This is a genomic window from Streptomyces sp. NBC_00557 (assembly GCF_036345995.1).
Taxonomy (GTDB): domain Bacteria; phylum Actinomycetota; class Actinomycetes; order Streptomycetales; family Streptomycetaceae; genus Streptomyces.
Window position 1 is genome coordinate 7,962,838 of sequence record NZ_CP107796.1, and the last position, 24,434, is coordinate 7,987,271.

Annotated in this window: 23 protein-coding genes; 13 read left to right on the forward strand and 10 right to left on the reverse strand. The window is 71.1% G+C overall.

Annotated elements, in window-relative coordinates:
- Positions 1-19 precede the first annotated feature (19 nt).
- The 3 genes from OG956_RS35450 to OG956_RS35460 are packed head-to-tail and all read right to left on the reverse strand — an operon-like array spanning position 20 to position 3,191.
- Positions 20-853, reverse strand: a complete 834-nt coding sequence (locus OG956_RS35450) for a carbohydrate ABC transporter permease (RefSeq protein WP_330342118.1) — start codon at positions 851-853, stop codon at positions 20-22.
- Positions 850-1,884, reverse strand: coding sequence for a carbohydrate ABC transporter permease (locus OG956_RS35455; protein WP_330342119.1), 1,035 nt, complete (start codon positions 1,882-1,884; stop codon positions 850-852). Before OG956_RS35455 ends, OG956_RS35450 begins: the two co-directional genes overlap by 4 nt.
- Positions 1,885-1,895: 11 nt before the next feature.
- Positions 1,896-3,191 carry an ABC transporter substrate-binding protein gene (locus OG956_RS35460; RefSeq protein WP_330342120.1) on the reverse strand — a complete coding sequence of 432 codons (1,296 nt, stop codon included), beginning with the start codon at positions 3,189-3,191 and terminating at the stop codon, positions 1,896-1,898.
- Positions 3,192-3,466: 275 nt separating this feature from the next.
- Here OG956_RS35460 and OG956_RS35465 point away from each other — a divergent pair, with 275 nt between their 5' ends.
- Entirely contained in the window at positions 3,467-4,528 is a 1,062-nt protein-coding gene (locus tag OG956_RS35465) for a LacI family DNA-binding transcriptional regulator (protein ID WP_443065638.1), read from the forward strand.
- A gap of 147 nt (positions 4,529-4,675) precedes the next feature.
- Here OG956_RS35465 and OG956_RS35470 read toward each other — a convergent pair whose 3' ends face one another.
- Positions 4,676-6,076: a DHA2 family efflux MFS transporter permease subunit gene (locus OG956_RS35470; protein WP_443065702.1), complete on the reverse strand. Its 1,401-nt coding sequence runs from the start codon at positions 6,074-6,076 to the stop codon at positions 4,676-4,678.
- Positions 6,077-6,278: 202 nt separating this feature from the next.
- Between OG956_RS35470 and OG956_RS35475 the strand changes: the two genes are divergently transcribed.
- On the forward strand, positions 6,279-6,710 hold the full coding sequence (locus OG956_RS35475) for a MarR family winged helix-turn-helix transcriptional regulator (RefSeq protein ID WP_330342122.1): 432 nt from the start codon (positions 6,279-6,281) through the stop codon (positions 6,708-6,710).
- 500 nt (positions 6,711-7,210) lie between these two features.
- Positions 7,211-7,471 carry a hypothetical protein gene (locus OG956_RS35480; RefSeq protein ID WP_330342123.1) on the forward strand — a complete coding sequence of 87 codons (261 nt, stop codon included), beginning with the start codon at positions 7,211-7,213 and terminating at the stop codon, positions 7,469-7,471.
- Between the two features lie 497 nt (positions 7,472-7,968).
- Here OG956_RS35480 and OG956_RS35485 read toward each other — a convergent pair whose 3' ends face one another.
- On the reverse strand, positions 7,969-8,433 hold the full coding sequence (locus OG956_RS35485) for a pyridoxamine 5'-phosphate oxidase family protein (protein WP_330342124.1): 465 nt from the start codon (positions 8,431-8,433) through the stop codon (positions 7,969-7,971).
- An 818-nt stretch (positions 8,434-9,251) separates the two neighbouring features.
- On the opposite strand from OG956_RS35485, the gene OG956_RS35490 reads away from it, so the two are divergent.
- A complete protein-coding gene (locus tag OG956_RS35490; protein WP_330342125.1) occupies positions 9,252-9,944 on the forward strand; it encodes a response regulator transcription factor in 693 nt (230 codons plus the stop codon).
- A 142-nt stretch (positions 9,945-10,086) separates the two neighbouring features.
- Here the strand turns inward: OG956_RS35490 and OG956_RS35495 are convergent, their stop codons facing one another.
- Both OG956_RS35495 and OG956_RS35500 read right to left on the reverse strand, forming a co-directional pair.
- Positions 10,087-10,827: a CBS domain-containing protein gene (locus tag OG956_RS35495; RefSeq protein ID WP_330342126.1), complete on the reverse strand. Its 741-nt coding sequence runs from the start codon at positions 10,825-10,827 to the stop codon at positions 10,087-10,089.
- A 30-nt stretch (positions 10,828-10,857) separates the two neighbouring features.
- Complete coding sequence (locus OG956_RS35500) at positions 10,858-11,313, reverse strand: Crp/Fnr family transcriptional regulator (protein WP_330342127.1); 456 nt, start codon at positions 11,311-11,313, stop codon at positions 10,858-10,860.
- A gap of 884 nt (positions 11,314-12,197) precedes the next feature.
- On the opposite strand from OG956_RS35500, the gene OG956_RS35505 reads away from it, so the two are divergent.
- Genes OG956_RS35505 through OG956_RS35515 form a run of 3 tightly spaced genes read left to right on the forward strand, consistent with a single transcriptional unit; the run spans position 12,198 to position 15,033 of the window.
- Entirely contained in the window at positions 12,198-13,103 is a 906-nt protein-coding gene (locus OG956_RS35505) for a universal stress protein (protein ID WP_330342128.1), read from the forward strand.
- Between the two features lie 26 nt (positions 13,104-13,129).
- Positions 13,130-14,152: a zinc-dependent alcohol dehydrogenase gene (locus tag OG956_RS35510; RefSeq protein ID WP_330342129.1), complete on the forward strand. Its 1,023-nt coding sequence runs from the start codon at positions 13,130-13,132 to the stop codon at positions 14,150-14,152.
- A 5-nt stretch (positions 14,153-14,157) separates the two neighbouring features.
- On the forward strand, positions 14,158-15,033 hold the full coding sequence (locus OG956_RS35515; RefSeq protein WP_330342130.1) for a universal stress protein: 876 nt from the start codon (positions 14,158-14,160) through the stop codon (positions 15,031-15,033).
- 70 nt (positions 15,034-15,103) lie between these two features.
- Here the strand turns inward: OG956_RS35515 and OG956_RS35520 are convergent, their stop codons facing one another.
- Entirely contained in the window at positions 15,104-15,379 is a 276-nt protein-coding gene (locus tag OG956_RS35520; RefSeq protein WP_330342131.1) for a DUF5808 domain-containing protein, read from the reverse strand.
- 188 nt (positions 15,380-15,567) lie between these two features.
- Between OG956_RS35520 and OG956_RS35525 the strand changes: the two genes are divergently transcribed.
- Complete coding sequence (locus tag OG956_RS35525; RefSeq protein WP_330342132.1) at positions 15,568-16,902, forward strand: PP2C family protein-serine/threonine phosphatase; 1,335 nt, start codon at positions 15,568-15,570, stop codon at positions 16,900-16,902.
- Between the two features lie 75 nt (positions 16,903-16,977).
- Here OG956_RS35525 and OG956_RS35530 read toward each other — a convergent pair whose 3' ends face one another.
- Positions 16,978-17,385: an STAS domain-containing protein gene (locus OG956_RS35530; RefSeq protein WP_330342133.1), complete on the reverse strand. Its 408-nt coding sequence runs from the start codon at positions 17,383-17,385 to the stop codon at positions 16,978-16,980.
- Between the two features lie 250 nt (positions 17,386-17,635).
- Here OG956_RS35530 and OG956_RS35535 point away from each other — a divergent pair, with 250 nt between their 5' ends.
- A complete protein-coding gene (locus OG956_RS35535; RefSeq protein WP_330342134.1) occupies positions 17,636-18,850 on the forward strand; it encodes a PP2C family protein-serine/threonine phosphatase in 1,215 nt (404 codons plus the stop codon).
- Positions 18,851-19,061: 211 nt separating this feature from the next.
- Here OG956_RS35535 and OG956_RS35540 read toward each other — a convergent pair whose 3' ends face one another.
- Complete coding sequence (locus OG956_RS35540) at positions 19,062-20,801, reverse strand: sensor histidine kinase (RefSeq protein WP_330342135.1); 1,740 nt, start codon at positions 20,799-20,801, stop codon at positions 19,062-19,064.
- A 315-nt stretch (positions 20,802-21,116) separates the two neighbouring features.
- Between OG956_RS35540 and OG956_RS35545 the strand changes: the two genes are divergently transcribed.
- The 4 genes from OG956_RS35545 to OG956_RS35560 all read left to right on the forward strand — a co-directional run bounded on the left by OG956_RS35545 (position 21,117) and on the right by OG956_RS35560 (position 24,273).
- Positions 21,117-21,416: an SHOCT domain-containing protein gene (locus OG956_RS35545; RefSeq protein ID WP_330342136.1), complete on the forward strand. Its 300-nt coding sequence runs from the start codon at positions 21,117-21,119 to the stop codon at positions 21,414-21,416.
- A 186-nt stretch (positions 21,417-21,602) separates the two neighbouring features.
- The gene (locus tag OG956_RS35550) at positions 21,603-22,520 is read left to right on the forward strand and encodes a DUF1918 domain-containing protein (RefSeq protein ID WP_330342137.1); all 918 of its coding nucleotides are present in this window, start codon (positions 21,603-21,605) and stop codon (positions 22,518-22,520) included.
- Between the two features lie 232 nt (positions 22,521-22,752).
- The gene (locus OG956_RS35555) at positions 22,753-23,631 is read left to right on the forward strand and encodes a potassium channel family protein (protein ID WP_330342138.1); all 879 of its coding nucleotides are present in this window, start codon (positions 22,753-22,755) and stop codon (positions 23,629-23,631) included.
- Between the two features lie 222 nt (positions 23,632-23,853).
- On the forward strand, positions 23,854-24,273 hold the full coding sequence (locus OG956_RS35560) for a DUF2625 family protein (protein ID WP_330342139.1): 420 nt from the start codon (positions 23,854-23,856) through the stop codon (positions 24,271-24,273).
- Positions 24,274-24,434: the final 161 nt, after the last annotated feature.

Below are 24,434 nucleotides of genomic sequence, written 5' to 3' on the forward strand. Positions count from 1 at the left end.
TTGTCGGAGAGAAGGGGGCTTACTTCGCGGCACCGGCCGTCAGACCGGCGACGATGCGGCGCTGGAAGAGCAGCACCATGACCACCAGCGGGATCGTGACGAGGACGCCGGCGGCCATCTGGCTGCCGAACGGGGTCTCGTACGTCGTGGCGCCGGTGAACTTGGAGATGGCGACCGGGGCGGTCTGCATGTCCGGCCGGTTGGTCATCGACAGGGCGATGAGGAACTCGTTCCACGCGGCGATGAACGTGATGATCGCGGTGGTGAAGATGCCGGGCGCGGCGAGCGGGATGATGATCTTGCGGAAGGCCTGGCCGCGGGTACAGCCGTCGACCATGGCGGCGTGCTCCAGCTCGTCCGGCATCTGCCGGAAGAACGTGGTCAGGTTCCACACCGCGAGCGGCAGCGCGAAGGACATGCTGGGCACGATCATGGCCTGGTAGGTGTTGATCCAGCCGATGTCCGTGAACAGCTTCAGCAGCGGCACCACGATCGACACCACCGGGAACATCGAGGTGGCGATGATCAGCGTGAGGATCAGCCGCTTGAAGCGGAACTCCAGCCTGGCCATGGCGTACGCGGTGAACGTGGCCAGCAGCAGCGCCAGCACGGTCGTGATCCCGGCCACCACGAGGCTGTTGAGCAGCGCCCGGGTGAAGCCCTGGGAGGCGCCGAACAGGGAGCGGTAGTTCTCGAACGACACCGGGGACGGCACGAGCGAGGTGTCGAAGATGTCGGAGGTGCGGCGCAGGCTGGAGACCAGCATCCAGTAGAACGGCGCCAGGCAGTAGGCCACCACCGCGGCGACGCCCACGTACAGCAGCCGGCCGCGCCACTTCACCGCGGTCGTCATGCCGTCACCTCCCTGCGACGCGCGAAGCCGAGCCTGGTCCGCGTGCGGTGGCCGCCGGCGTTGTCGCCGACGAGATCGGCGCCCAGCAGCCGGACGAAGGCGAGCGCGATGAGGAAGACGTAGAGGAAGAGCAGGACCGCGTAGGCGGAGGCGGGGCCGAAGCGGACGTTGGACGCCTCGTTCTGCGCCAGCATGGACAGGGTCTCCACCGAGTTCTTCTGCGCGCCGATCAGGATGTACGGCAGGTCGAACATCCGCAGGGCGTCCATGCAGCGGAACAGCATCGCCACCAGCAGGGCGGGCTTCACCAGCGGCAGGGTGATGTGCCAGAACCGGCGCAGCGCGCTCGCTCCGTCGATCCGGGAGGCCTCGTAGACCTCCTTCGGGATCACCTGCAGGCCGGCCAGCACCAGCAGGCCGATGAACGGGGCGGTCTTCCACACCTCGGCGACGATGACCGCGACCTTGGCGTGGAAGCCCTCGGTGGTCCACAGGATCTGACGGCCGAGCAGGGCGTTGGCGATGCCGTCGCTGTTGAAGATCCACCGCCACAGCAGGCCGGAGATGGCCGTGGGCACCGCCCAGGGCACGAGGATGCTCGCCCGGACCAGGGCCCGGCCGCTGAACGCCCGGTGCATGATCAGTGCCATGACCACGCCGGTCACCGTCTCCAGACCAACGGTGACGACCGTGAAGAGGGTGGTGTTCCAGAAGGCGTTCCAGAACCGGTCCCCGGTGGCGCCGAGGATGTCGGCGTAGTTCTTCAGTCCGACGAACGGCTCGGTGCTGCGGATGAACCCGGTCTTGGGATCCAGGCCCTTCGGACCGTACAGCGACTCCCTGAGCGCCATGACGGTCGGGTAGAGCACGACGACCGCCAGCACCAGCAGCGTCGGGGACACCAGCAGGGCCGCCATCCGTCCGGTGCCGGAGGTGGCGCGCGCCCGGGGACGCCGGGCCTGCACCGCGGTGGGGAGCGCGCGGGGGGACTCGGGCACGGCGGAGCCGGGCGGGATCTCTATGTCGGTCATGGGCCCGGTCCTCACTGCGCCGTGGACTTCTGCAGCCTGCTCTGCAGGTCCTTCAGCGCCTGGGCGCTGGTCTTGGTGCCGGTCAGCGCGGCGTACGCCTCCTGCTGGACGGCCGAGGTGACATCGCCGTATCCCACGACCCGCGGGCGCGGCACGGCCCGCAGGATCGACTGCTTGAGGACCGGGAGGTACGGATACTGCCTGGCCAGTGCGGGGTCGTCGTACAGGGCCGCGTACGGCGGGGCGAGCGAGGCCTTCTCCAGGAACGTCTTCGCGGTGGTCTCACTGCTGTAGAACTTCATGAAGTCCAGCGCGGTGGCCTTGTTCCTGGCGAAGGACGACAGGGCCAGGTTGTGGCCGCCCAGGCTGGAGGATCCGGGCCCGGTCAGGCCGGGCAGCGGGGCGACGGCGTACTTGCCGGCCACCTTGCTCTTGCCGGCGAGGGCGTACATGTACGGCCAGTTGCGCAGGAAGACCAGCTTGCCGGCCTGGAAGGCCTGGCGGCCGTCCTCCTCCTGGTAGGTGATGGCCTCCTTGGGGATCGTCCCGTCCCGGAAGGAGCCGGCGAGGAAGTCCAGTCCCTTCCTCGCCTGCGGGGTGTCGACGTCGGGCCTGCCGTTGGCGTCGGTGACGACGCCGCCCGCGGAGTCGACGGCCTCGGAGAAGTTGACCGTCAGGCCCTCGTACTTCTGGAACTGCCCGGCGTAGCAGGACATGCCCTTGGCCGCGGGCAGCTTCTTCACCTTGGCGCAGTCGGCCTTCAACTCGGCCCACGTGGTGGGGGCCTTGGTGATTCCGGCCTGCTTGAGCAGGTCGCTGCGGTAGTACAGCAGTCCGCCGTCCGAGCTGGACGGGGCCGCGTAGAGACCGCCGCGGTACTTGGCCGTCTCCACCACCGGCTTCAGCATCCGGTCCAGCGGGAAGCTCTGCGCGGGCAGCCGGTCGATCCACTGGTGGGCGGCGAACTCCGAGGTCCACACGACGTCCAGGGAGAGCACCGTGTAGGCGTCGGACTTCGTCTCCGCGTTCTGGATCATCTGCTGGCGCTGCGCGTCCGCGTCCGTGGGCAGCTGGATGAAGGTGACCTTCTCCTTCGGGTGCAGCTTGTTCCACTGGTCCAGGACGGGCTGGACGGCGCCGGTGGTGTCCTTTCCGGCGACGAAGGTGATGGGGCCGCGGCCGGTGAACGACGTGGTCCCGGACTGCGCCGTGGAGCCGTCGTCGGACGAGCCGCACGCGGTGAGGAGGAGCGCGGCGGCGGCGAGCGCGGCCGAGCACCGAAGGGCTCTGGCGGTTGTGGTCTTCACTGTCTCTCCTGGTCGTGCGGAACCTGGCGACTCTGATTGCCAAGACTGCGTTGTCACACCAATGTCTTGATCAAACAAGCAGGTCAAAGCCGATATGGTGAGCGCTCGGGGAATGTCTTTGCCCCGGCTGAGACAACGCTTGCACGCTAGGAGTGGGGTAGGCGGAAGTCAATGCGTTACTTATCGGTAACGACAGTGTGCGGCGGGTGCGGAGCGGTGAAAGCGCTGTCATGGCGGGGGGTCGAGGCCGGCCCGGCTGTGCTACCGTCCGTGACATGCCACCAGCTCAGCGACACCCGACGATGGCTGACGTCGCCGAACGGGCCGGGGTCTCGACCTCCACCGTCTCGCGGACCCTGCGCGGCCTGACCACCGTCTCCCCGGAGGTCCGCGCCCGGGTCGAACAGGCCGCCCGCGAGCTGAACTTCGCCGTCTCCCGGCAGGCCGCGAGCCTGGTCACGGGCAGGACCGGGACCGTGGCAGTGCTGGTCCCCACCCTCAACGCGTGGTTCATGGGCTCGGCCCTGTCCAGCCTGGCCCCGGTGCTGCGGGAGGCGGACATGGAGCTGACCGTCTATGTGATCCCCGACCTCGCCGAGCGGGCCGCGTTCTTCGACCGGCTGCCCGCCCGGCGGAACGCCGACGCGCTGCTGGTCTTCTCCTTCGACCTCACCGAGAAGGAGACGGACCGGCTGGACACCCTGGGCATGCCGGTCGTCCACGTCAGCCAGCACGTCGACGGCCGTCCCAGCGTGTACGTCGACGACGTGGCCGGCGCCCTGCACGGCACCCGGCATCTGCTCAACCTCGGCCACCGCCGCATCGCGTTCATCAAGACGGTGGGTGCCAGCGGCTTCTCCTTCAGCTCCAACGAGCGGCTGGTCGGCTACCGGCAGGCACTCACCGAAGCGGGCCTCCCGCACGACGACGACCTGGTGGTCGCCACACCGGTCGGCGACCGGCGCGCCATGGCCGAAGCGCTCGGGCACCTGCTGAGCCTGCGCGAGCCGCCCACCGCCGTCTTCGCCGAGCAGGACGAGGTCGCGGCCACCGTCATACGGACCCTGCGCGCGACGCGGATCGAGGTGCCGGAGCACATCTCCGTCCTCGGCTTCGACGACCAGCCGGTGGCCGACTGGTTCGACCTGTCCACCATCGCGCAGTCACCCTCGGACATCGGCCGCGAGGCCGGCCGGCTGGCCCTGCAGCTCATCGACGATCCCGACGCCGACCATCAGCAGCACATCGTCCTGCCCACCCACCTGATCCCACGCGCCACCACCGCGCCCCTCCTTCCGGCGGGGCGCGCCGACGCCGGGGAACTCCCGCGCGCCTGACGCCTCCTGGCTGACGACCTGCCCCGGTGGAGCGGGACACCGGCCGGCGTGACCCTTGATCAGCCGCTCCAGGGGCCTCTCGATCGTCCCGGTCCAGCGTCTGCTCGTGGTGCCGTTGGCCGGCCGGCGCTGGATCGCCGGTGGGGTTCAGGAGCCGACCCGGTCCCGGCGCTGGCGCAGGAAGGCGGGTCGGCCGGACACACCCGCGGGGCCACGGGCTGCGGCGCGGGCGGGGCCGTCGGGGAGGGTGAAGGCGAACACGGCCGTCGCCACCGCGATCGCGGCCAGGGCGAGATAGGCGTGCTGGTAGGCGGGCAGCGGCGGTTGGGCGGCGAGGCCCGGCGGTGTGCCGAGCACGAGTGCCGTGGTCACCGCCGCCGGCGCGAGTGCGCCGCCGGTCTGGCGTACGACGGTGTTCAGCATCGTGGCCTGGGGCAGATCCGTCCGCTCGACGGTGGCCAGCGAGGCGACCGTGGTGGGGATGAAGAAGCAGCCGATCGTGGCGCCGAAGAGGAACATCAGGCCGCGGAAGGTCCACAGTCCGGTGCCGGTGTCGCAGGCGGCGAAGAGCAGCAGCACCGCGCCGGTGCCGGTCAGGCCGCAGCCGACGATCACCCGCGGACCGACCCTGGCGTACAGGGCACCGGTGAGCTGGACGGTCAGCAGCACGCCGAACGCCTCGGGGAAGGTGGTCAGTCCCGACTCCAGTGCGGTGCGGCCCTGGGCCTGCTGGAGAAAGAGCGGACCCAGGTACAGGGCGCCCATGATGGGGATCAGACCGACCAGGTTGATCAGGTTGGTGTCCCGGAACAGCCGGTCGGCGAACAGGCGCAGCCGCAGCAGGGGCTGGGCCGTGCGCAGTTCCACGGCGACAGCGGAGACCAGCAGGGCCGCACCGGACACGAGGGAGGCGAGGACGGCGGGGGAGGACCAGCCGCGGTTGGGTCCCTCGCACAGGCCGAACATCACGGTGCCCAGGCCGCCCGCGCTCAGCAGCAGACCGGGCAGGTCGAAGCGGCCCGGCCGGCTGCCGCGGCCCCCGGCCAGGAACAGCGCGCCGAACAGCAGCGCGGGCAGGCCCACCGGCAGATTGACGTAGAAGACCCACCGCCAGGACAGATGGTCCACGAGCAGCCCGCCCAGGACAGGGGCGGCGGCCGGGGCGATCTGCTGCGGAATGATCATGTAGCGGGAGAGGCGTATCTGCTCGGCCGAGGTGAAGGTGCCGAACAGCAGCGCGGTGGAGGCCGGGAAGAGGACGCCGGCCGACAGCCCCTGCACCGCCCGGTAGGCGACGAGCTGACCGACCCCGAGCGCCGCCCCGCACAGCAGCGACGAGCCGAGGAAACCGGCCAGGGCGGTCAACAGGACGCGTTTGCCGCCGAACCGCTCGGCCAGCCACGCCGAGGCCGGGATGGCCATGGCCAGGCAGACCGGGTAGACGACGACCACGCCGTCCAGGGCGGCGGTGGTCAGCCGGAACTGACGGGCGATCGAGGGCAGTGCCACGGTGGTGATCGCTCCGTCGACGATCGCCACGAAGGTCACGCTGACGCACACGACGGGGACGACCAGACGCTGGCTGATCCGGAACGACCAGGCGGCGGAGGACACGGGAGGACGGCGTCGCATATGCTGAGCATACTCACTATGTGCTTGCTCAGGACATCGCTTTTACACGGTGCGGCAGCGGCCCCCGCCGACACGGGCCGGGTGCGAGGGCGGCGCGGGACACGGGAGACTGGGCACCATGGCAGTGCAAGGCAGCAGCGACGTCCTCATCGACGAGCTGTACGAGACGACACACCGGCTCCGGCAGTTCGTGGAAGCCCGGCTGCGGGAGAAGGGCGCCTCCGTGGCCCGGCTGCGCGCCCTGCGCATGCTGGCCCGGGCCCGGGAGCCGCTGCGGATGCGGGAACTGAGCGAGATGGCGGGCATCGCGGCCCGTACCGCCACCACGATCGTGGACAGCCTGGAACGCGACGGCCTGGTGGAGCGGATACCCCACCCGAAGGACCGGCGGGCGCTGCTGGTCAGGCTCACCGAGGAGGGACTGCGCTGCCACCGCGAGGCCGAGGAGATCGACCGCCTCGCCCTCGCCGAGGCGACCGCGGCCCTGGACGAGGACGACCGCGAACACCTGCGCACCCTGCTGGCACGCATCCGCGCGCACACCGTCTGACGCGATACCGGCGCTGCCCCCTCACCACCGTCGGCGCGGGGCTGTTACTCACTTCCGGGTGCCGGTCGGGCGGCGGGACGGGGACGCGGGCAGCGTTCGTGATGGTCGCGCAGCTGATCGGCCGTCAAACGGCGGATTCCGCACATGGATGAAGCATGCAGGCGAGAGTCGCAGATTTGTGGGCGATGTGTAACGCCGCTCGTGTAGTGCGGGTACGCGCCGTGGCGTCGGGGAGGGTGTGGTGCGCGGCCGTCCGGTCGCGCACCACCTTCGCGTAAGCCCTGCTCACGCCCGCGGCCGCGGGCTGTGCTGACGGGCGCCGGCCACCGGGACCCGGTGCCGGTCACCGCGACGGGCCGAAGAGGCGGCCGTCGGCAGCCGGCTGACCGATCCGTCCGCCGAGCCGGAAGGCGAGGACCGGCACCGGACCGGGCACACGGCGCCCTCAGCCCGCGGGCGCGAGGGGTGCGAACAGAGCACACGCAGAACGGAGCCATGCCATGCAGACCACCACCGCATCAACCGATCGGCCGTGGGACCATGCCCCGGCGGATGACGTCCTGCTGGCGCCGCCGAACCCGGCGGACCGCATCACCTGCCGCGTCGATCCCCGCGACCTGCGGCGCCTGAACCTGTACGCGGTGCTGACCGCGGCCGGCATCGCTCCCTGGCCGGGAGACCGGGAAGCGATCGAGATGCTCAGCGCGCTGCCCGACAGCGTGCACGAGGCCCTGCACCACTGGCTCAGCGCCGGCAGGTGACGCTCATCGGGGCCGAGGGCTCAGCCAGGCGGAGGTTAGCCTGCCGGGGTCGGCTGATGGGCGGTGCCACGACCGTCGCAGCAACTGATGACCGTCGGACGGGCGTTGGAACAGCTCCTGTCGGTGGCGACCGCGCACGGTGTGCGTGCGGCTCGGAGGGGCCGGCCAGTCCGCGACGTGTACCGGACCAGGTCGGATGAGGCTCAACGGCCGGACCGCCCGAGTGGCCGTGGTCCTGGGCCGCGGCCACTCGGCCGGCCCGTGCGGTGCGCGGACCGCTCGCCTACGGTCCCGTCAGCCCGCTGCAGATAGGTCCGTTACGTCCTGGTCCCGGCCGGACCGAGCCACCGCCCACGCGGTGCTGCACCACGCCGGCGCACCGTCCGCAGTGGTCCCGCGCGACGGACGAGCGACCCGGCGGCAGGGCGGCTTCGGCTGAACGCGGCGCGGGAACCAGGAGGGTTCTTCTGCCGCATGACCGTGCTGCCGGACCGCGGTCAGGCGCCGTCGGACTCGTCGCCGGCGACGAGCCGGACGCCGGTTACCAGGTCCGTGCGGATACGCACCGCATAGTCCATGGTCCGGTGCACCCAGGGGCTGAGCAGTGCCTGGTAGCGGGCCAGTTCCTCAGTGTCGGTCACCAGGTGGGCGTAGCCGGTGACCACCACGCTCCAGCCGAGGTGTGTGTCGGGGTCGATGGCATCGGCCTCGTAGGCCACCACGACGCCTTGACCGCCGGCCTGTCCAGCGCGCGCGGTCAGGGCCGCGCCCTCGTGGGTGCGGATGACGATGTCGCCGTTGTCCAGGATGTGATTGACCGGGCGAACGGTGGGCAGCGCCTGACGGGTGAAGACGATCCGTCCGAAGGACACGCTGCCCAACAGCCGCAGGGCTTCGTCGCTGTCCAGCTCGATGCTCCGGCGCGGCCCGGCAGGGATCTCCTGAGCGGTGTCGGTGGTCATGGGGGGCTTCCGTACGGTCTTGTCGCTCACTTCTGCGTTTCTTCGACGGGGGCGGCGAGGCGGCTGCACGGCCTTGCGTCGTGGTCGCGGCCGGTGCGCCCGGTACGACATGTGCGTCGTCCCTTCACTACGTGGCCGGCTGCCTGCCCGCGGCAGCCGGTTCGGAGCCGTGGTCAGGCCGATCAGGCCATTGGAACGGCAGCGAAGCGTTTCACGCCAGGGCCGTTCGGCCCTTGTGCGCGTGCGGTCGGCCCTGGGCGCCCGGAGAAGGCCGGGCACACGACCGCGGGCGATTCGGAGCCGCTGCGTCAGTGCGTCCAAGAATGTGCGCTCATCGATGCCCAGGGCCTCGGCTTCGATGACGAGCGCCGTCGGTGGTGTGCGGCCGGGGGCGGCCCCGCGGAGGACCGGGGGCGCTCCCGACTTCACCCTCGTCCTGCCTGACTCCCGCTCCCAGGTGCCGATGGACCCTTCCCAGGCCCGGTCGGCACTCTTCCGGCCTGGCCGGGTGACCCGGCCGGGCGGTCCCCCGCCGAGGCAGGAATCAGGCATGCGCGGGGCAGAGCCACCGCCTCGCAGCGCAGGACCATGAAGGCTCTACTCCCGGGTTCTGCCCGGGGCCGAAGGGGTCCGTTTCGTACCTGGCGGCAGAGGTGTCTCATGGCCGCGGGACACCAGGTGTGGAGAACCATGTGCGGACAACAGGGCCGACCGGCCCTGGTCCTACGGCCCGGGGAGGGGCAAGGATTTCTGCACGGAGGGCCGATTCTGTTCACGGGCGGACTTCGGCGCGGAACGCGGAACCAGGGAGCAGTTTGATGGCGGACAGCGAGCAGCCCGGCGCCGGCAACCCGATCCGGGTCTTTCTGCTGGACGACCACGAGGTGGTGCGGCGGGGGGTGCGCGACCTGCTGAACGACGAGCCGGACATCGAGGTGATCGGCGAGGCAGGCACCGTGGAGCAGGCACTGGTGCGTGTCCCCGCGTTGCGCCCGCAGGTGGCCGTGCTCGATGTCCGTCTGCCGGACGGTGACGGCGTGACCGTGTGCCGGGAGCTGCGCTCCCGCATGCCGGAGCTGGCGTGCCTGATGCTGACCTCCTTCGACGACGAGGAGGCGCTGCTCGACTCGATCATGGCGGGCGCCTCCGGATACGTCCTGAAGCAGATCCAGGGCTCGGACCTGGTGTCCGCCGTGCGCACCGTGGCCGGAGGCCAGTCCCTGCTCGACGCCAGTGCCACCACCAAGCTCATGGCCCGGCTGCGCGGCGACCGGCAGGAGGCGCAGCAGCCCGACGGACTGCAGGGCCTGACCGAGCGGGAGCGGGAGATCCTGGCTCTGGTCGGCGAGGGCCTGACCAACCGCCAGATCGGCCAGCGGCTCTACCTGGCCGAGAAGACGGTGAAGAACCACATCTCCCGTCTGCTGGCCAAGCTCGGCGTCGAGCGCCGCATCCAGGCCGCCGTCATCGCCACCCAGGTCCGGGACCGGCAGCGGCAGGAAGGGCACTGAAACCGCGCGACCGGCGCGGACGAGCACGGATCGCCGGGCGACTCGATCACGGTGCGGCGGCGGGCCCAGGCGATCCGGCTGGATCGTGTCGACCGGTCGGTCCCGCTGCCCCAGACCTGTGCGGCGGGCCTCAGACCCCCGATCATGAGATCGCTGGACCAGGGAAGGGCAGGTGCGGGGCAGGCCGGCGACAGGTTTTCGCGCCGCCCGAGGGAGCGGCGGTTGACTCTGCGGCGCCTTCGGAGCGCGTCAGCTGGAACTCCACGTCGACCACGCCCTCCACGGCCCGGACCAGACGCGCGGCCACCGGGACCAGCGAGGTGTCGCGGGCGTGGCCGACGAGCTTCACGACGCCGTTCCGCACCTCCACCCGCACGGCTGACGCCGGCGCACGGAAGAGACACGCCACGACCTCTTGACGGACCTCTTCGGCGATCTCCGCATCGTCCCGCAGGAACACCTTGAGCAGGTCCGCGCGGCTGACGATGCCCTGCAGCATGCCCACGTCGTCGACGACGGGAAGGCGCTTGACCTTGGCGTGCGCCATGGTCAGTGCGGCCTGGGCGAGTGTCGCGTTCGCGTGGACGGTGAGGGCCGGAGAGGTCATGAGGTCCTCGGCGGTGAGGCCGCCGGCCTTGGCCAGATCGCCGAGACGGCGCAGCTGGGTGAGCCGGTCGGGGTCGCTGTCGCGGAACTCCTCCTTCGGCAGCAGATCGGCCTCGGAGACGACGCCGACCACACGGCCGTCGCCCTCCAGGACGGGCAGGGCGCTGACCTTCCAGTCCTGCATGAGCTGCACGATCTCTTTGAAGGCGGCCCGTCGGCCGACGGCCGCGACCGTGTGGGACATGACGTCGCTGACGATGTGCGGGGTGCTGTACACGGTGACTCCGTAAGGTGTCGGGCGGCTCGCTCACACGGCGCTTCCCGCGCCGTAGGGGGCATAGAGGTCCAGCAGCCGGGTCCTGGTGGCGCGGAGGCGGTGGGCCAGTACGTCGCCGGCCCACTGGGTGACGGCATGGCCGAGTGCCGGATCGTCCCGGAACAGGGAGCGCACGGCCGTGGCGTCGAACTCGTAGGCGCGCACCGGTGTCGCCGCCGTGGCGCCCAGATGCCACACGTGCGGCGCGAACAGCCAGGAGAGTCCGAGGAGTTCGTTGTGGCCGAGGGTCTCGACGACGGCGCGGCGCCGGCCGGGGACGTGTGTGTCGAGGTCGATGGAGCCGGTGCGGATGATCCAGAACCGGTCCGCGCGCGCCCCTTCGTTGAAGAGGCGCGTCCCCTGGGGGAAGGACACCTCCCGGGCGAGAGACATGAGCCGTTGCCGGTGCTGGACGGGGAGAGCGCGCAGCATGCTCGGGGTGTTCATGGCCGGCCTCCCGGTCAGGGTGTACGGGCTGACACCTCCAGCCTGTGGCGCCGACCCGGACCGGGCGAGGGGCCATTGGGGCCCGGAGCAGGGCCATCCGGCCCCGAGGCAGACGGCACCGGAGGGCCGCCGCCCCCGCGTCGGCATGAGCATCGTGCCTCCCTACCACGGGGCTCGCGCGGAAGCCCTCGCGGCTCCTGGGGGCTGCGGAGAACCGCCCCCTCGAACGAGCCGCTGGGAAGGGTGAGTCCTGGCGGCAGGCCAGCAGGTCCCGCGGCGACTCGGGGCCCACCGGTCACAGCCGGGGCCCCAGCCCTCACGCCGCCCGGCAGCCGCCCCTCGGTCACGAACGCCCGTAACGGGGCAGGGCGTCGAGGCCGGGTGCCGGCCGATGCCGCGGGCCGCACGGTCATGCGCGACACTCGGCCTGTCCTCCACCTGCCCGGTTCGCCGCCTCCGGCCCAACCGACCGCGGACGCAGGGACGTTCAGCCCAACGGATGCAGACCTTCGGCATCCGGCCGGCGTCGCAGATCGGGCGAGGGTGAGACGCGTCAAGGAGACGACGATGCGCACATCCCCGAAGTGATCACCCTCATCGCCGTGCACGAGCACTCTCACCGCGACCCGGACTTCCACCTGCCGGCCACGTTCCGCCGGCACCGGCCCGGCTCCGGCCCGGCAGCGGCGGAACGTCGTCCGCGACCACACCTGGCTGCACTGACCCCGCACACGGCGGGACGGCGGACCTCGCGCCGCCGCCGTCCCGCCGTGTGCGGGGCCCATCGTCCCCGCTGTGAGGACCAGCGGCCCCTGCTGTGCAGAACCCCGGAACACGACGCTGGAATCGGGTCCCCGCCGGACCCCGATCAGGAGGTGGAGAACATGCCCCGCACCATCACCGTCGGCCTCGACGGCTCACCCGAGAGCCGCGCCGCCGCGGAATGGGCGGCCCGCGAGGCGGAACTGCGCGGACTGCCGGTGAAGCTCGTCCAGGTCTGGGAGCCCGTCCCGGAGCCCATCGCCCGGGCCCCGCTCCTCGGTGCCGAGACGCACCAGCACTGGACCGAGAGGATTCCCCGCGAGTCCGGCGAGGGCCTGCGACTGCGCCACCCCGGAATCGTGGTGACCACCGAGCAGCTCACCGGACGCCCCGCCGAAGCCCTGGTCGACGCGGCGGAGGACGCCGACATGCTCGTCCTCGGCTCACGCGGTCTGGGCGGGATCGGCGGCTTCCTGGTCGGCTCGGTCGGCCTCGCGGTCGTGGCGCACACCCGGCGGCCCGTCGTCCTGGTCCGCGCCGGCGAGCTGGCTGCGGACGAGCACGAGATGGATCCGGCAGGCATCCCGTCCGCGGCCACAGCCTTCCGTCCCGTCGTCCTCGGACTCGACGTCGCCGGCCCCGACGAGGCGCTGATCGGGTTCGCCTTCGAGGCCGCGGCGCGCCGCTCGGTGCCGCTGCGGGTCGTGCACGCCTGGAACCCGCCGCCCTACTACGCCTACGGCATGGCTCTGGAGCCCGCGGTCGAGCGGGAGATGGCGAAGGGCGACGCCGTAGTCCTGAGCGAGGTGCTGCGCCCCTGGCGGCAGAAGTACCCCGACGTCGAGGTCGTCGAGCAGTCGCGCTACGGCAGCCCCTCGCTCGTCCTGGTCGACGCCTCCCACGAGGCCTCCCTGGTCGTCGTCGGCCGCCGCATCCGCCGCTCCTCCGCCGGCGCGCACATCGGCACCGTCACCCACGCCGTCCTGCACCACTCCACCGCGCCCGTCGCCGTCGTCGCCCACGACTGAGCTCACGGCAGAGGAGAGAGCAGATCATGAAGGCAGCGGTCGTACGAGCGCTCGGCGAGCCCCTGGTCATCGAGGAGCGCCCCGACCCCGAACCCGGCCCCGGCCAGGTCCGCGTCCGCGTCGAGGCGTCCGGGCTGTGCCACACCGACATCCACGCCGCCCAGGGCGACTGGCCCGTCAAGCCGACCCCACCGTTCGTACCCGGCCACGAGGGAGTGGGCCTCGTGGAGAAGCTCGGCGCCGGCGTCACCCACCTGTCCGTCGGCCAGCGGGTCGCCGTGCCATGGCTCGGCAGGGCGTGCGGGCGGTGCGAGCACTGCCTGTCCGGCTGGGAGACGCTGTGCGAGCAGCAGATCAACACCGGGTACGGCTGCGACGGCGGACACGCCGAGAAGATGCTGGCCTGGGCCGGCTTCGCCCAGCCGGTCCCCGAGGGCGTCACCCCGTTCGACGCGGCCCCCCTGACCTGCGCCGGCGTCACCACGTACAAGGCCCTCAAGGTCGCCGGCGTCCGGCCCGCCCAGCTCGTCGCGATCTCCGGCGTCGGCGGCCTCGGCCACCTCGCCCTGCAGTACGCCAAGATCGCCGGGGCCACCGTCGCGGCCATCGACGTCACCGACGACAAGCTCGAACTCGCCGCGGAACTCGGCGCCGACCTCGTCATCGACGCCCGCAAGCAGGACGTCGGCAAGGAACTGAAGAAGCACGGCGGCGCCCATGCCGCGATCGCCCTCGCGGTCAGCCCTGCCGCCTTCGAGGCCGTCAACTCCGGCCTCCGGCGCGGCGGCAAGCTCGTCATGGTCGCCCTGCCCGCGCGCGGCACGATCCAGGTCCCGATCTTCGACACCGTTCTGAACGGCACTTCGGTGATCGGCTCGATCGTCGGCACGCGGCAGGATCTCGGCGAGGTCTTCCAGCTCCACGCCGCCGGCCGCACCAAGGTCGTCTACGAGACCCGCCCGCTCGCCTCCGTGAACGAGTCCATCGACGCCGTGCTGCGCGGCGACGTCAAGGCCCGCATCGTCTTCGACCTCGACGCGGAAAGGTGAGCACGATGGAAGTGCCCCTGGTCGTCGGCGTCGATGGCTCCGAGCCCAGCCTGCGCGCCGTCGACTGGGCGGCCGACGAGGCCGCCCTGCGCGATCTGCCGCTGCGCCTCGTGTACGCCTCGCTGTGGGAACGGTACGAAGGCACCGCACTCGCGGACGATCCCGTCAAGCCCTCGGACCAACTGATGGCTGAGGACATCGTCGAGACCGCCGCACGCCGGGTCCGCACCCGACGGCCCGACGTGAAGGTCACCACCGACGTGCTGCCCGAGGAACCCGAGTACGCACTGGTCCGGGAGAGCCGCGGTGCCGCTGCCGTGGTGCTGGGCTCTCGGGGCCGGAGCAGCCTGGCCGAGGCGCTGCTCGGCTCCGTCAGCGTCACGGTGGCCGGCCACGCGCACTGCCCGGTGATCGTGTTGCGCGGCAGCCACGACAACCGGGCCATACCCGGCAGGCACGGCCGTATCGTCGTGGGTGTCGGCGACGAGCCGGCGGACGCGGCGGCGGTGCGTTTCGCCGTCGAGGAGGCACGGCTCCGAGGCGTGCCCCTGGAGGCCGTACGGGCCTGGCGCTGCCCAGCGCACGAGACGGCCGGCCACCCCCTGCCGGCGGGCGAACCGGCCCGGCTGCACGAGGAGAAGGCCGCGGAGGTGCTGGGAGCGGCTCTGCGGGACGTCCCGGCGGCCGGCGTCGAGGCACACCGCCGTACCGCCGAGGGCCACGCCCGCCAGGTCCTGCTCGGCGCCTCGGCCGACGCCGGCCTGCTTGTCGTCGGGGCCCGGCGCCGCGAGGGCCACTACGGCCTGCAACTGGGTCGCGTCGCCCACGCGGTGCTGCACCACGCCGTCTGCCCCGTCGCCGTCGTACCGCACCGGGAGTGAGCGCGATGACGGGCTTATGGAGCCCTGAGCGACAACCAGCCGGCAGCCGTAGGTAGCCGCTGGAACCCCGTCAACGAGAACGGCGTAGCTCCCGGGCGATCCGGGCCAGGTTCACTCCGTATCCGACGCCGAAGGCGTGCGGAGTGAAGAAGGCGTCGTTGCCGGGGTCCCAGTACTCGCGGGCGATCTTCTGCAGTGTGGGCCGCCGGAAGTCGTACGGAAGCCCGACGACGCGCCCTGTCCAGGTGCGCGCGTCCGGGGGTTTGCGCAGTTCCTTCGCCACGGCTGCAGCGACGACCGCGCCGGCGGCAAAGAGCACCACGTTCTTCTGCAGTGGCCTGTTCATGGTCAGACGCTACGCGGCGCCCGGGCACGCGGCCAGGGCCATGGCCCGGCGAGCACCGTACCTGCCGACACGCTGGCGCCGCGTCTCACGACGTGCCGCGGAGGCCTTCCCAGGGTCGGGTGAGCGCGTAGGGTGACAGTGAAGGTGCGGTGACGACGGCGTCGGGCGGCGCCGGGAGGAATCTCACCATGGTGCACGACCCGTCCCATGACAGCCCGCGGTCCGGGGCCTTCCCGGCCGACGAGGCGTGGCAAGCGGCCCGGGACGGAGCAACCGCACAGGCGTCGCAGCTCGTTCTCGACCCACAACGGCTGCGGCAGTTGCTCGGGACGGTTGTGGCGCTGAGCGGCGACATGGACGCCCGCACCGTGCTGCACCGCATCGTGGAAGCGGCCGCCCATCTCGTCGGCGCTCGCTACGGGGCCTTGGGCGTGCTCTCGGCGCGCGGCACGATAACCGACCTGATCACCGTCGGCATCGACGACCCGCACCTGTGCGCTGCCCTGGGCCTGCCGCAGGGCCATGGGCTGCTGCACGCCATGGTGGGCGACCGGCAGCCGTTGCGGGTGGCGGATGTGGCCGCGCATCCTCGCGCCGCAGGCTTTCCTGCCGGGCATCCGGTCATGCGGACCTTGCTGGGCGTTCCGCTGATGGTGCGCGGCACCGTCTACGGCGATCTCTACCTCGCCGACAAGACGGACGGCACGCCCTTCGACGATGATGACGAGCACCTGCTGACCGCGCTGGCCAGCGCCGCGGGCGTCTGCATCGAGAACGCCCGCCTGTACGAGCGCCTCAGACGCGCCACCGAGCAATTCCAGCGCCGCATGTTGCCCATCCTTCCGGACCTGGCGCCGTTGCAGGCAGCAGCCCGCTATGAGCCCGCGTCCGAGCTGCCCAGGCTCGGCGGGGACTGGTACGACGCCATGGTCCTGCCCGACGGTGTGACGTGTGTGGTGGTGGGCGACGTGACCGGCCATGACGTCGAGGCCGCCCCGCTGATGGGCCAGATCCGCAACATGCTGCGGGCTCTCGCCTTCGACCGGTGCGGTCCGCCCGGCCTGGTGGTGTCGCGCCTGGACCGCACCCTGACGATGTTCGCGGACCCGCCGACCGCGACCCTGGTGTTCGGCCGCCTCGAACGGACCCCTGAGGGATACGTCTTCGGCTGGAGCAATGCCGGGCACCCGCCTCCGCTGCTGATCGGGCCGGACGGCGTCACCTGTTACCTGGCTCCCGCCCGGCACGGCATCCCGGTGGGCATCGACGCGTCCGTCCCACGGTTCAGTCACGCGCACCCGCTTCCGCCGGGAGCCACCCTGTTGCTGTTCACCGACGGGCTGGTCGAGCGCCGCGGCCAGGACATCGACACGGGCCTCGACAGCCTGGCCGAGCACGCTGCCCGCCTGGCCGGAGCCCCGCTGGAGGAACTGTGCGACGCCCTGATCACGCAAAGCGGGCAGGTGTTCGACGACGATGTCACCGTCCTCGCCCTGCGGACCCCGGCCGATTCAGCGTCGTGAATCGGCCGCCCTCTCCGCCCCCCTAGCGGCGGGACGCGCAGGGAACCGACGGCCGCCGGATCCGGGAAGCGGTGCTCAGCTGGACGACGCGTGCGGCCAGTGCACCAGGCTGCCGGGCGAGGGCGCCGAGCGCGTCGCCTCCTCCGACGACTGGTAGATCTCGTAGCTCTCGCGCATGCCGGTGAGGTCGAAGATCTTGAGCATCCGGCCCGAGACGGACGCGAGACGCAGCGAGCCATCCTGTTCACGGACGCGTTTCGTGACCGCCACGATCACGCCCAGCCCCATCGAATCCATGAAGGGGACGAAGCCCAGGTCGAGGACGAAGTGGCGATGGCCCCCATCGAGGAGCCTGATCACCGCCTCACGGATCATGGGGGAGGTATGGGCGTCCAGATCACCGTCGACCTCGACAACGGTCCAGCCGTTCACCACGTCGTAGCTGGCCATCATGGTCTCGTGCCGGATGATGTTCGTTCGCATGGCCATCCCTCTTCGCGTCTCCGGCCAGGTCAGGCAGCTGCCCGGCTGCCTCGCGGCGCCCGGCGGTCCTGCGACGAGGTTTCCTCGGAGACCCTGCGGTAGGCGTAGCGGACGTCGATGGCTCATTCATTTTATCGAGAGCCGAATCCACAGCAGCCCGAGACGACCACGCCGGCTGCCGTCCTCGCCCACCTGCGATCTTGCCCGACATGAGAGAGCACGGGAGCGGTGTGAGACTGGGCACGGGGTGATGCCCGTGTCCGACCCACCGCACGCGTCCGCCGGTCCCGACACCGCCGTCGACGAGGACTGGCTGGAAGAGCTGGTCATCGCGGCGCAGGCGGCCCTGCCCGTCGAACTGCCCGCCCTGGCGAACCGGTGCGCCTCGGCCCTCGGCCTGGACACCGTGCTGATCTACCTCGCCGACCTGCAGCAACGGCTGCTGATGCCCCTCGATGAGGCCTTGCAGCCGCTGCCGGTGGAGGGCTCGTCGGCCGGCTGGGCGTACCGCACACTGTCCCCGCGGGTCGCCGATGTCGACGACGGCTTGATCGTCTGGATGCCTCTGATCGACGGTGCGGAACGGCTGGGCGTGCTGGCGGTGCGGACCGGCTCGCTCGACGGGGTGCGGATGCGCTGCAGCCGGATGCTGGCCCATCTGTTCGCGATGCTGATCACCTCCAAGCGCGCCTACAGCGACTGGCTCGCCGCCCGGACCCGCACCGCGACCATGGGGTTGCCCGCCGAGATGCTGCGGGCCTTCCTGCCGCCGCGCACCATCGGCAGCAGCAGGTGTGTCTCCACCGCGGTTCTGGAACCGGCGTACGACATCGCAGGGGACGCCTTCGACCACTCGGTGGTCAAGAACGTGCTGCACACCATGATCCTCGACGCCATGGGCCACGACCTGACCGCCGGCCTGACCACGTCGGTCGCCATGGCGGCGGCGCGCAACGCCCGCCGTGGCGGGCACGACCTGGTCGACGTCGTCGGCGCCGTCGACCAGGCACTCGCCCAGTGGCTGTCCGACCAGTTCTGCACCGGCGTGCTGTGCCGGCTCGATGCGGAGACCGGGGTGCTGCGCTGGGTCAACTGCGGTCACCCCCCACCGCTGCTGATCCGTGCCGAGCGGGTGCTCGCCGGGGCACTGGACAGCCCCCCACAACCGCCGATCGGCCTGGCCGGCCCACTCGCCCCGGGAGCCCGGAAGGCCCACGAGACGACATTGGAACCCGGGGACTGCGTCCTGCTCTACACCGACGGTGTCGTGGAGGCCCGTGACGCGGACGGCGCGGAGTTCGGACTCGACCGGTTCACCGACTTCATCATCCGCTCCAACGCCGCCGGCCAGCGGCCGGCCGAGGTGCTGCGGCTGCTCATCCACGCCATCCTCGACTACCAGCGCAACCAGCTAGGGGACGACGCGACCATCCTGCTGTTCGAATGGTGCCCGCAGTACCAGTGACGCCGCACTGCGCCCAGGCGCAGCCTCGGCCGAGGCGACGGTCAGGTGACCGCTGAGCTGCTGGATGCGGCGGCAGGCATGGTCAGAGCAGCATGACGGTGAGCAGGAGCTGGAACGCGAGACCACTACGAGCCGACCTCGGGCCATCCACATGATCACGGTCTTCCCTGCCCGCGGGTCGCTGGACGAAGCCCGTGACCGGCAGGAAGCGTCAGCCTGCCGAGGAGAGCGGAACGATCCATTCGACGACGGTGCCGCTCGGTCGGTTCGCGGAGACGCTGAAGCTGCCGCCCAACTCCTCCGCGCGCTTGCTCAGGTTGGCCAAGCCACTGCGGCGCTCGACCGCCGGGTCGATGCCGCGGCCGTTGTCCGCCACCCGCAGCTTCAGCTCGCTGTCGGTGACCTCGACGGTGACGTCGACCGTGCCGGCGTGCGCGTGCCGGGCGGCGTTGGACAGGGCCTCACCGAGCACGGCCAGCAGTTGCTCGGCCTGGTCGGCGGACACGGCCGTGTCCAGCAGCCCGGTCATGCGCAACGCGGGGGTGAAGCCGAGCGACTCGGTGGCCCGTTCGGTGGCCGCGACCAACTGGGCGCGCAGCCCGCTCCCGCGCCGGGACTGGTCGTGCTCACGCAGGGCGTAGACGGTCGAGCGGATGATCTTGATGGTGTCGTCCAGGTCGTCCACGACCCGCTGGATCCGTTCGCTCACCGGCGGGCGGTCGGAGACCCGCCCCAGCGTGGACTGAAGTGACAGCGCGCCGGCGAACAGCCGCTGGATGACCAGGTCGTGCAGGTCCCGGGCGATCCGGTCACGGTCGTTGAGCACGACCATGCGTTCGGCGTCGCGTCGATGCTCGGCGACGTCCAGGGCCAGCGCGGCCTGGTTGCCGAACCCGGTGACCATGTCGATGACGGCGTCGGTGAAAAGGGGGCCGCCGGGTACGTTCGCGACCTGCAGCACGCCGCGGACGTGCTCGCGGGTGCCGAGGGGGACGAAGAAGGCCGGCCCGAGCTCCACCACCGAGGCGCTGCCGCCCGCGGCGCGCGGGTCGGCACTGAGGGCCTCGCTGGTGATCGTCTCGCCGTACGTGTAGACCTCGGCGGCCAGGGTCGAGGCGGGCAGCAGCAGCCCGCGGACTTCCTCGGCCGGAGCGCCCGAGGCGGCCTCGATGACGAGTTCGCCGTTGTCGCCGACCGGCACGGCCAGGGTGACCAGGTCCGCGCCGGCGATCTCCCGCACGGTGGCGGTGAAGGAGGCCAGCACGGCGGCGGGCTCCGCGCCGGACAGGAGGCTGCGGGTCAGTTCGTTGCTGGCCGACAGCCACCGCTGTCGGCGGTGGGCGTCCTCGTACAGGCGGGCGTTGTCGATCGCCACACCGGCCGCCGCGGCCAGGGTGCGCAGCACCGCCTCGTCGTCGCTGTCGAACTCCGCGCCGCTCTTCTTGTTCGTCAGGTACAGATTGCCGAAGATCTGGTCCCGCACGCGGACGGGGGCGCCGAGGAAGCTGCTCATCGGCGGGTGCCCGTCCGGGAAGCCGACGGACGCCGGATGTTCCGCCAGGTCCGCCAGGCGCAGCGGCTGCGGGTGCCGGATGAGCAACCCGAGGATTCCCTCGCCGCGCGGATAGTGCCCGATGCGCGCGATGGCCTCCTCATCCATGCCGACGGTGACGAACTGCTTGATCGTGCCTTCCTCGCCCAGCACGCCGAGCGCACCGTACTGGGCGTCGACCAGGGTGACCGCCGACTCCACGATGCGGCGCAGCACCACCTCCAGATCGAGGTCGGAGCCAACCGCCAGCACCGCGTCGAGCAGCGTGTGGACCCTGTCCCGGGCCGCCCGGACCTGCGCGACCTGCTGCTGCAGGTCGTCCAGTAGCACGTCCAGCCGCAGCTGCGGGGACTTCCCGGACGTCTCCGCCTCACGCGAACCCCGCGCGCGTTCGTCCACCACAGCTCCCCTCGCCGTCTCGCGGCACCCTCCCCAAGCATGCCCGACGAGCCGAATCCGTTCGACGGCACCCGGCGAACAGCGCGGGTGCGTCTTGGGGTCGTCCCGGGCACCGTCGTACCGGGGACAGCCGCGAACATCCATGAGGCAGCCGATACACCGGCGGCTCTCGGCCGTGACTGCCGGTCCACGCCTCTCTGACAAGGGCCGTCCGGCCCGTCGCGCCTACGCCCGGCGGCGAGGGACGATGGATACCGAGAGATCTGCCGCCGCGGGCCTCGTAGGCCGGACCCCCCTGGGAAGGTGAGGCGGAAAATGATGTTCTGGTATGGCCACGGCATGAGCGGCTTGGGCTGGTTCGTTATGTCGCTCGGCACACTGCTGTTCTGGGCACTGGTCATCACAGTCGGCGTCCTGCTCTTCCGGGCTCTGGCCCGCCCCGCGCCTCCCGGCGAAGCCCACGGCTCCTGGCGGAAGACGCCTCCGGGAAGCGGCCCTGAGCAGATCCTCGCCGAGCGGTACGCGCGCGGCGAGATCGACGACGAGGAATACCGCCGTCGCCTGGCCACCCTCCGTGAATCACCCACGGACGCGGCCAAACCCTCGGCCCGATAGCCGACCGCCGCGGGCCGGCCCCCCAGAAGCCGACTCGGACCCACAGAAGCAGCAAGCCCCGCCGTCCTCTACGCAGCAGCGGCCCCGATACCAGCCCACTCGGCCCCCGAGCGCCGGGGCACATGCGGCGGCACACCGCTCTGGCACGTTGGACCACAGAAGACCCTTGAGGAGACGGTGACGGTCATGCGAGCTCAACTCGGCGATCAACTCGTCATCGACAGTCCGACGGCGGGCACCACCCGGCGCGACGGCGAGATCGTCGGACTGCACCATGCGGATGGAACACCGCCGTACGACGTGCGCTGGTCGGACACGGACGAGGTGACGCTGGTTTTCCCCGGGCCCGACGCACACGTCCGTCACCTCGAGCATGGGCCGGGCAGTACCGCCGGGCCTTCCGGGGGAAGCACTGCGGAGGTGGGAGGCGTGTCCCACAGCACTCCACGGGAGACGGGACCGAATCCTGGCGACATCGGCCGGCGTGTGGCTGCCGAGCGTGGACGACAGGGCCTGAGCAGGGAAGAGACCGCCCGCCGTGCCGCGATGGCGCCGGACTACCTCGCGTACCTGGAGGAACACCCGGCCGATCCGGGCCTGGCGACTCTCATCCGGCTCGCCGCAGCGCTCGGTACCAGCGTCGCGTCCTTGCGCGGGGGCGGTATCGATCTGCCGCCGGGCCGGGGACACGCCCTGCTGCACCCCCGGCTTCGGGACCTCAGCCCCGATGAATGCCGCGCTCTGCTCTCCACTCACGGGGTGGGACGCGTAGCGGTGTCGACCCCCGGCGGTCCGGTGGTCGTCCCGGTGAACTACGAGGTCATCGACGACGCGATCGCCTACCGGACGATGCCCGACGCGGCGCCCGCGGCGGCTGTGGGAGCGGAGGCCGCCTTCGAGGTCGACCGTGTGGACGAGGCCATGAGCCAGGGCTGGAGCGTTCTCCTCGTCGGTCCCGCACGGGTCGTCACAGAGCCCGACGTCGTGCGTCGGCTGGCTGAGCAAGCCCATACCGAACCGTGGGCGGGCGGCAAGCGCGAGATGTGGGTGTCGATCCAGCCCAAGCAGCTCACGGGCCGCCGCATCGGGCCATCCGATCGGTGACAGGCCGCCCGTCCACACACCCAACACCGATCGCCTCGTTCTCGCGGCCGTAGACCCGTCATCGCTGCACACCGTCGGGGCGGCACGCGGCGCGAAGCGGTCCGGTCCACGGCGGCGGCGTGCACGTGTCCTACGCTCCGAATCCAGGGCGAAATCGGACGGCAGATGAGATGGGCCCCATCGCTGTGGGTTGCCGAGGTCGCTGCACGACACCGGCCCGTGGGAGACGAGCATGGAGTGGTTGGTTTCGCTGGCAGGGGTCGGGCTGGTCATGGCCGCCCTGCGCGACCTGTTCCACACCCTCTGGCACCCCACCCGCCACGCCGGCTTGAGCCGCCTCGTCATGACGGGGATGTGGAGACTGGCCCGGCGCCTGCGCGCCCGCAGACGTGTGGTCGGCCTCGTCGGCCCTCTCGCCATGGTGACGGTGGTCGGTCTCTGGGCCGCCGTCATCATCCTGGGCTGGGCGATCATCTACTGGCCCCACATGCCAGGGGCTTTCACACTCACGCCCGGTTCCAGAGCTGCGCAGCAACCGGCACTCCTCGACTCCGTCTACCTCTCGCTCGTCACCGTCGCCACCCTCGGGCTGGGCGACATCGCACCCGCCGCAGGGTGGCTCCGCCTGGTCTCGCCGCTGGAAGCACTCGTCGGCTTCGCGCTCCTGACCGCCACCGTCTCCTGGGTGCTCGAGGTCTACCCCGCACTGACACGCAGGAGGGTGCTGGCCATCCGGTTGGCGCTCCTGCGCGAGTCTGCTCCGACGGCCGAGCAGCTCGACAGCGTTGCCGGGGCGCTGCTGCTGGAGAGCCTGGCCACCGAGGTCGTGCGCGTCCGTATCGACTTCACTCAATACGCCGAGGCCTACTACTTCCACGACGGGGAGGACCACTCCTCCCTGGCGGCCATCCTCGGGTTCGCCTCTGTCCTCGCCCAGCGCGGGCAGGCCGCGCGGCGGCCGGACGTCCGACTGACCGGAGACCTGCTCGCCAAAGCACTCGAAGACCTCGCCGGCATCCTTGACCAGCGCTTTCTCCATACGGGCGGATCGTCGTCGGCGGTCTTCGCCGCCTACGCCGCCGACCACGGCCGCAGCGTCACTCAACCCTGAGGCTGCCTGGCTCGGGCGTGCGCCGCATCAAGCAAGGATCCGATCCCGCCATGGCTGACTCGCGCTCTTCCCTGCTTCTCTCGGGTGCCGAGACCCTCAGGCCCTGCCCGAAGCGGACGCCGCGGACCGGAACCGACTTTTGGAGGTCACCTCGATACGCGGGGCGGTCCATCGAAGTGCCCTGCTGGTTCGGCCGGGAGGCGGGGGTGCAACGATGCGGGCATGCGTGATGTGGCGCATGACGTCCTGGGCGGCGTCTTCGCTCTCAACGGGGCAGCCCCTGCCGGCGTCGGCCGTCCCGGAGCACCCGGTGAGATGGTCTACTTCGCGCCGGATTCACTTCGCTGGGAGGCGCTGGGGGCCGGACACTCGGCGTGGCTGGCCTGGCTGGCCTGGCTGGCGTCCGGAGCGCTCGATGACTTCTACGCGGATCTGCGCTGGCCTGGCTGGCAGGACGAGGTCCGGGCGTTGAACAGCGATCAGGGTCTGTCGATCTTTCCGCCGTTGTGGTCCGCCGAGGCGCGTCAGGACATCTCCGCAACCAGTCGTCGCGCCGTGCCCATGGCGGAGTTGCTCGGTGTCGCCCGAGACTCATGCCGGCAGTTCGACGGGGTTGACCCGGGCTTTCTCGGGGCCGTGTGAACGGGGCACCCGGTCCAGCCGACGGAAACAGAAGCCAGGTCACCGACCGGTACGTCGAGGCGATCAAGCTGCTGCCTGACTTGGGCAAGCCTGAAATCGCATGCCTCGAAGGCGCGGATCCCACAATGCATGCCTCCGTCCATGGTGTTACCTCACCGGGG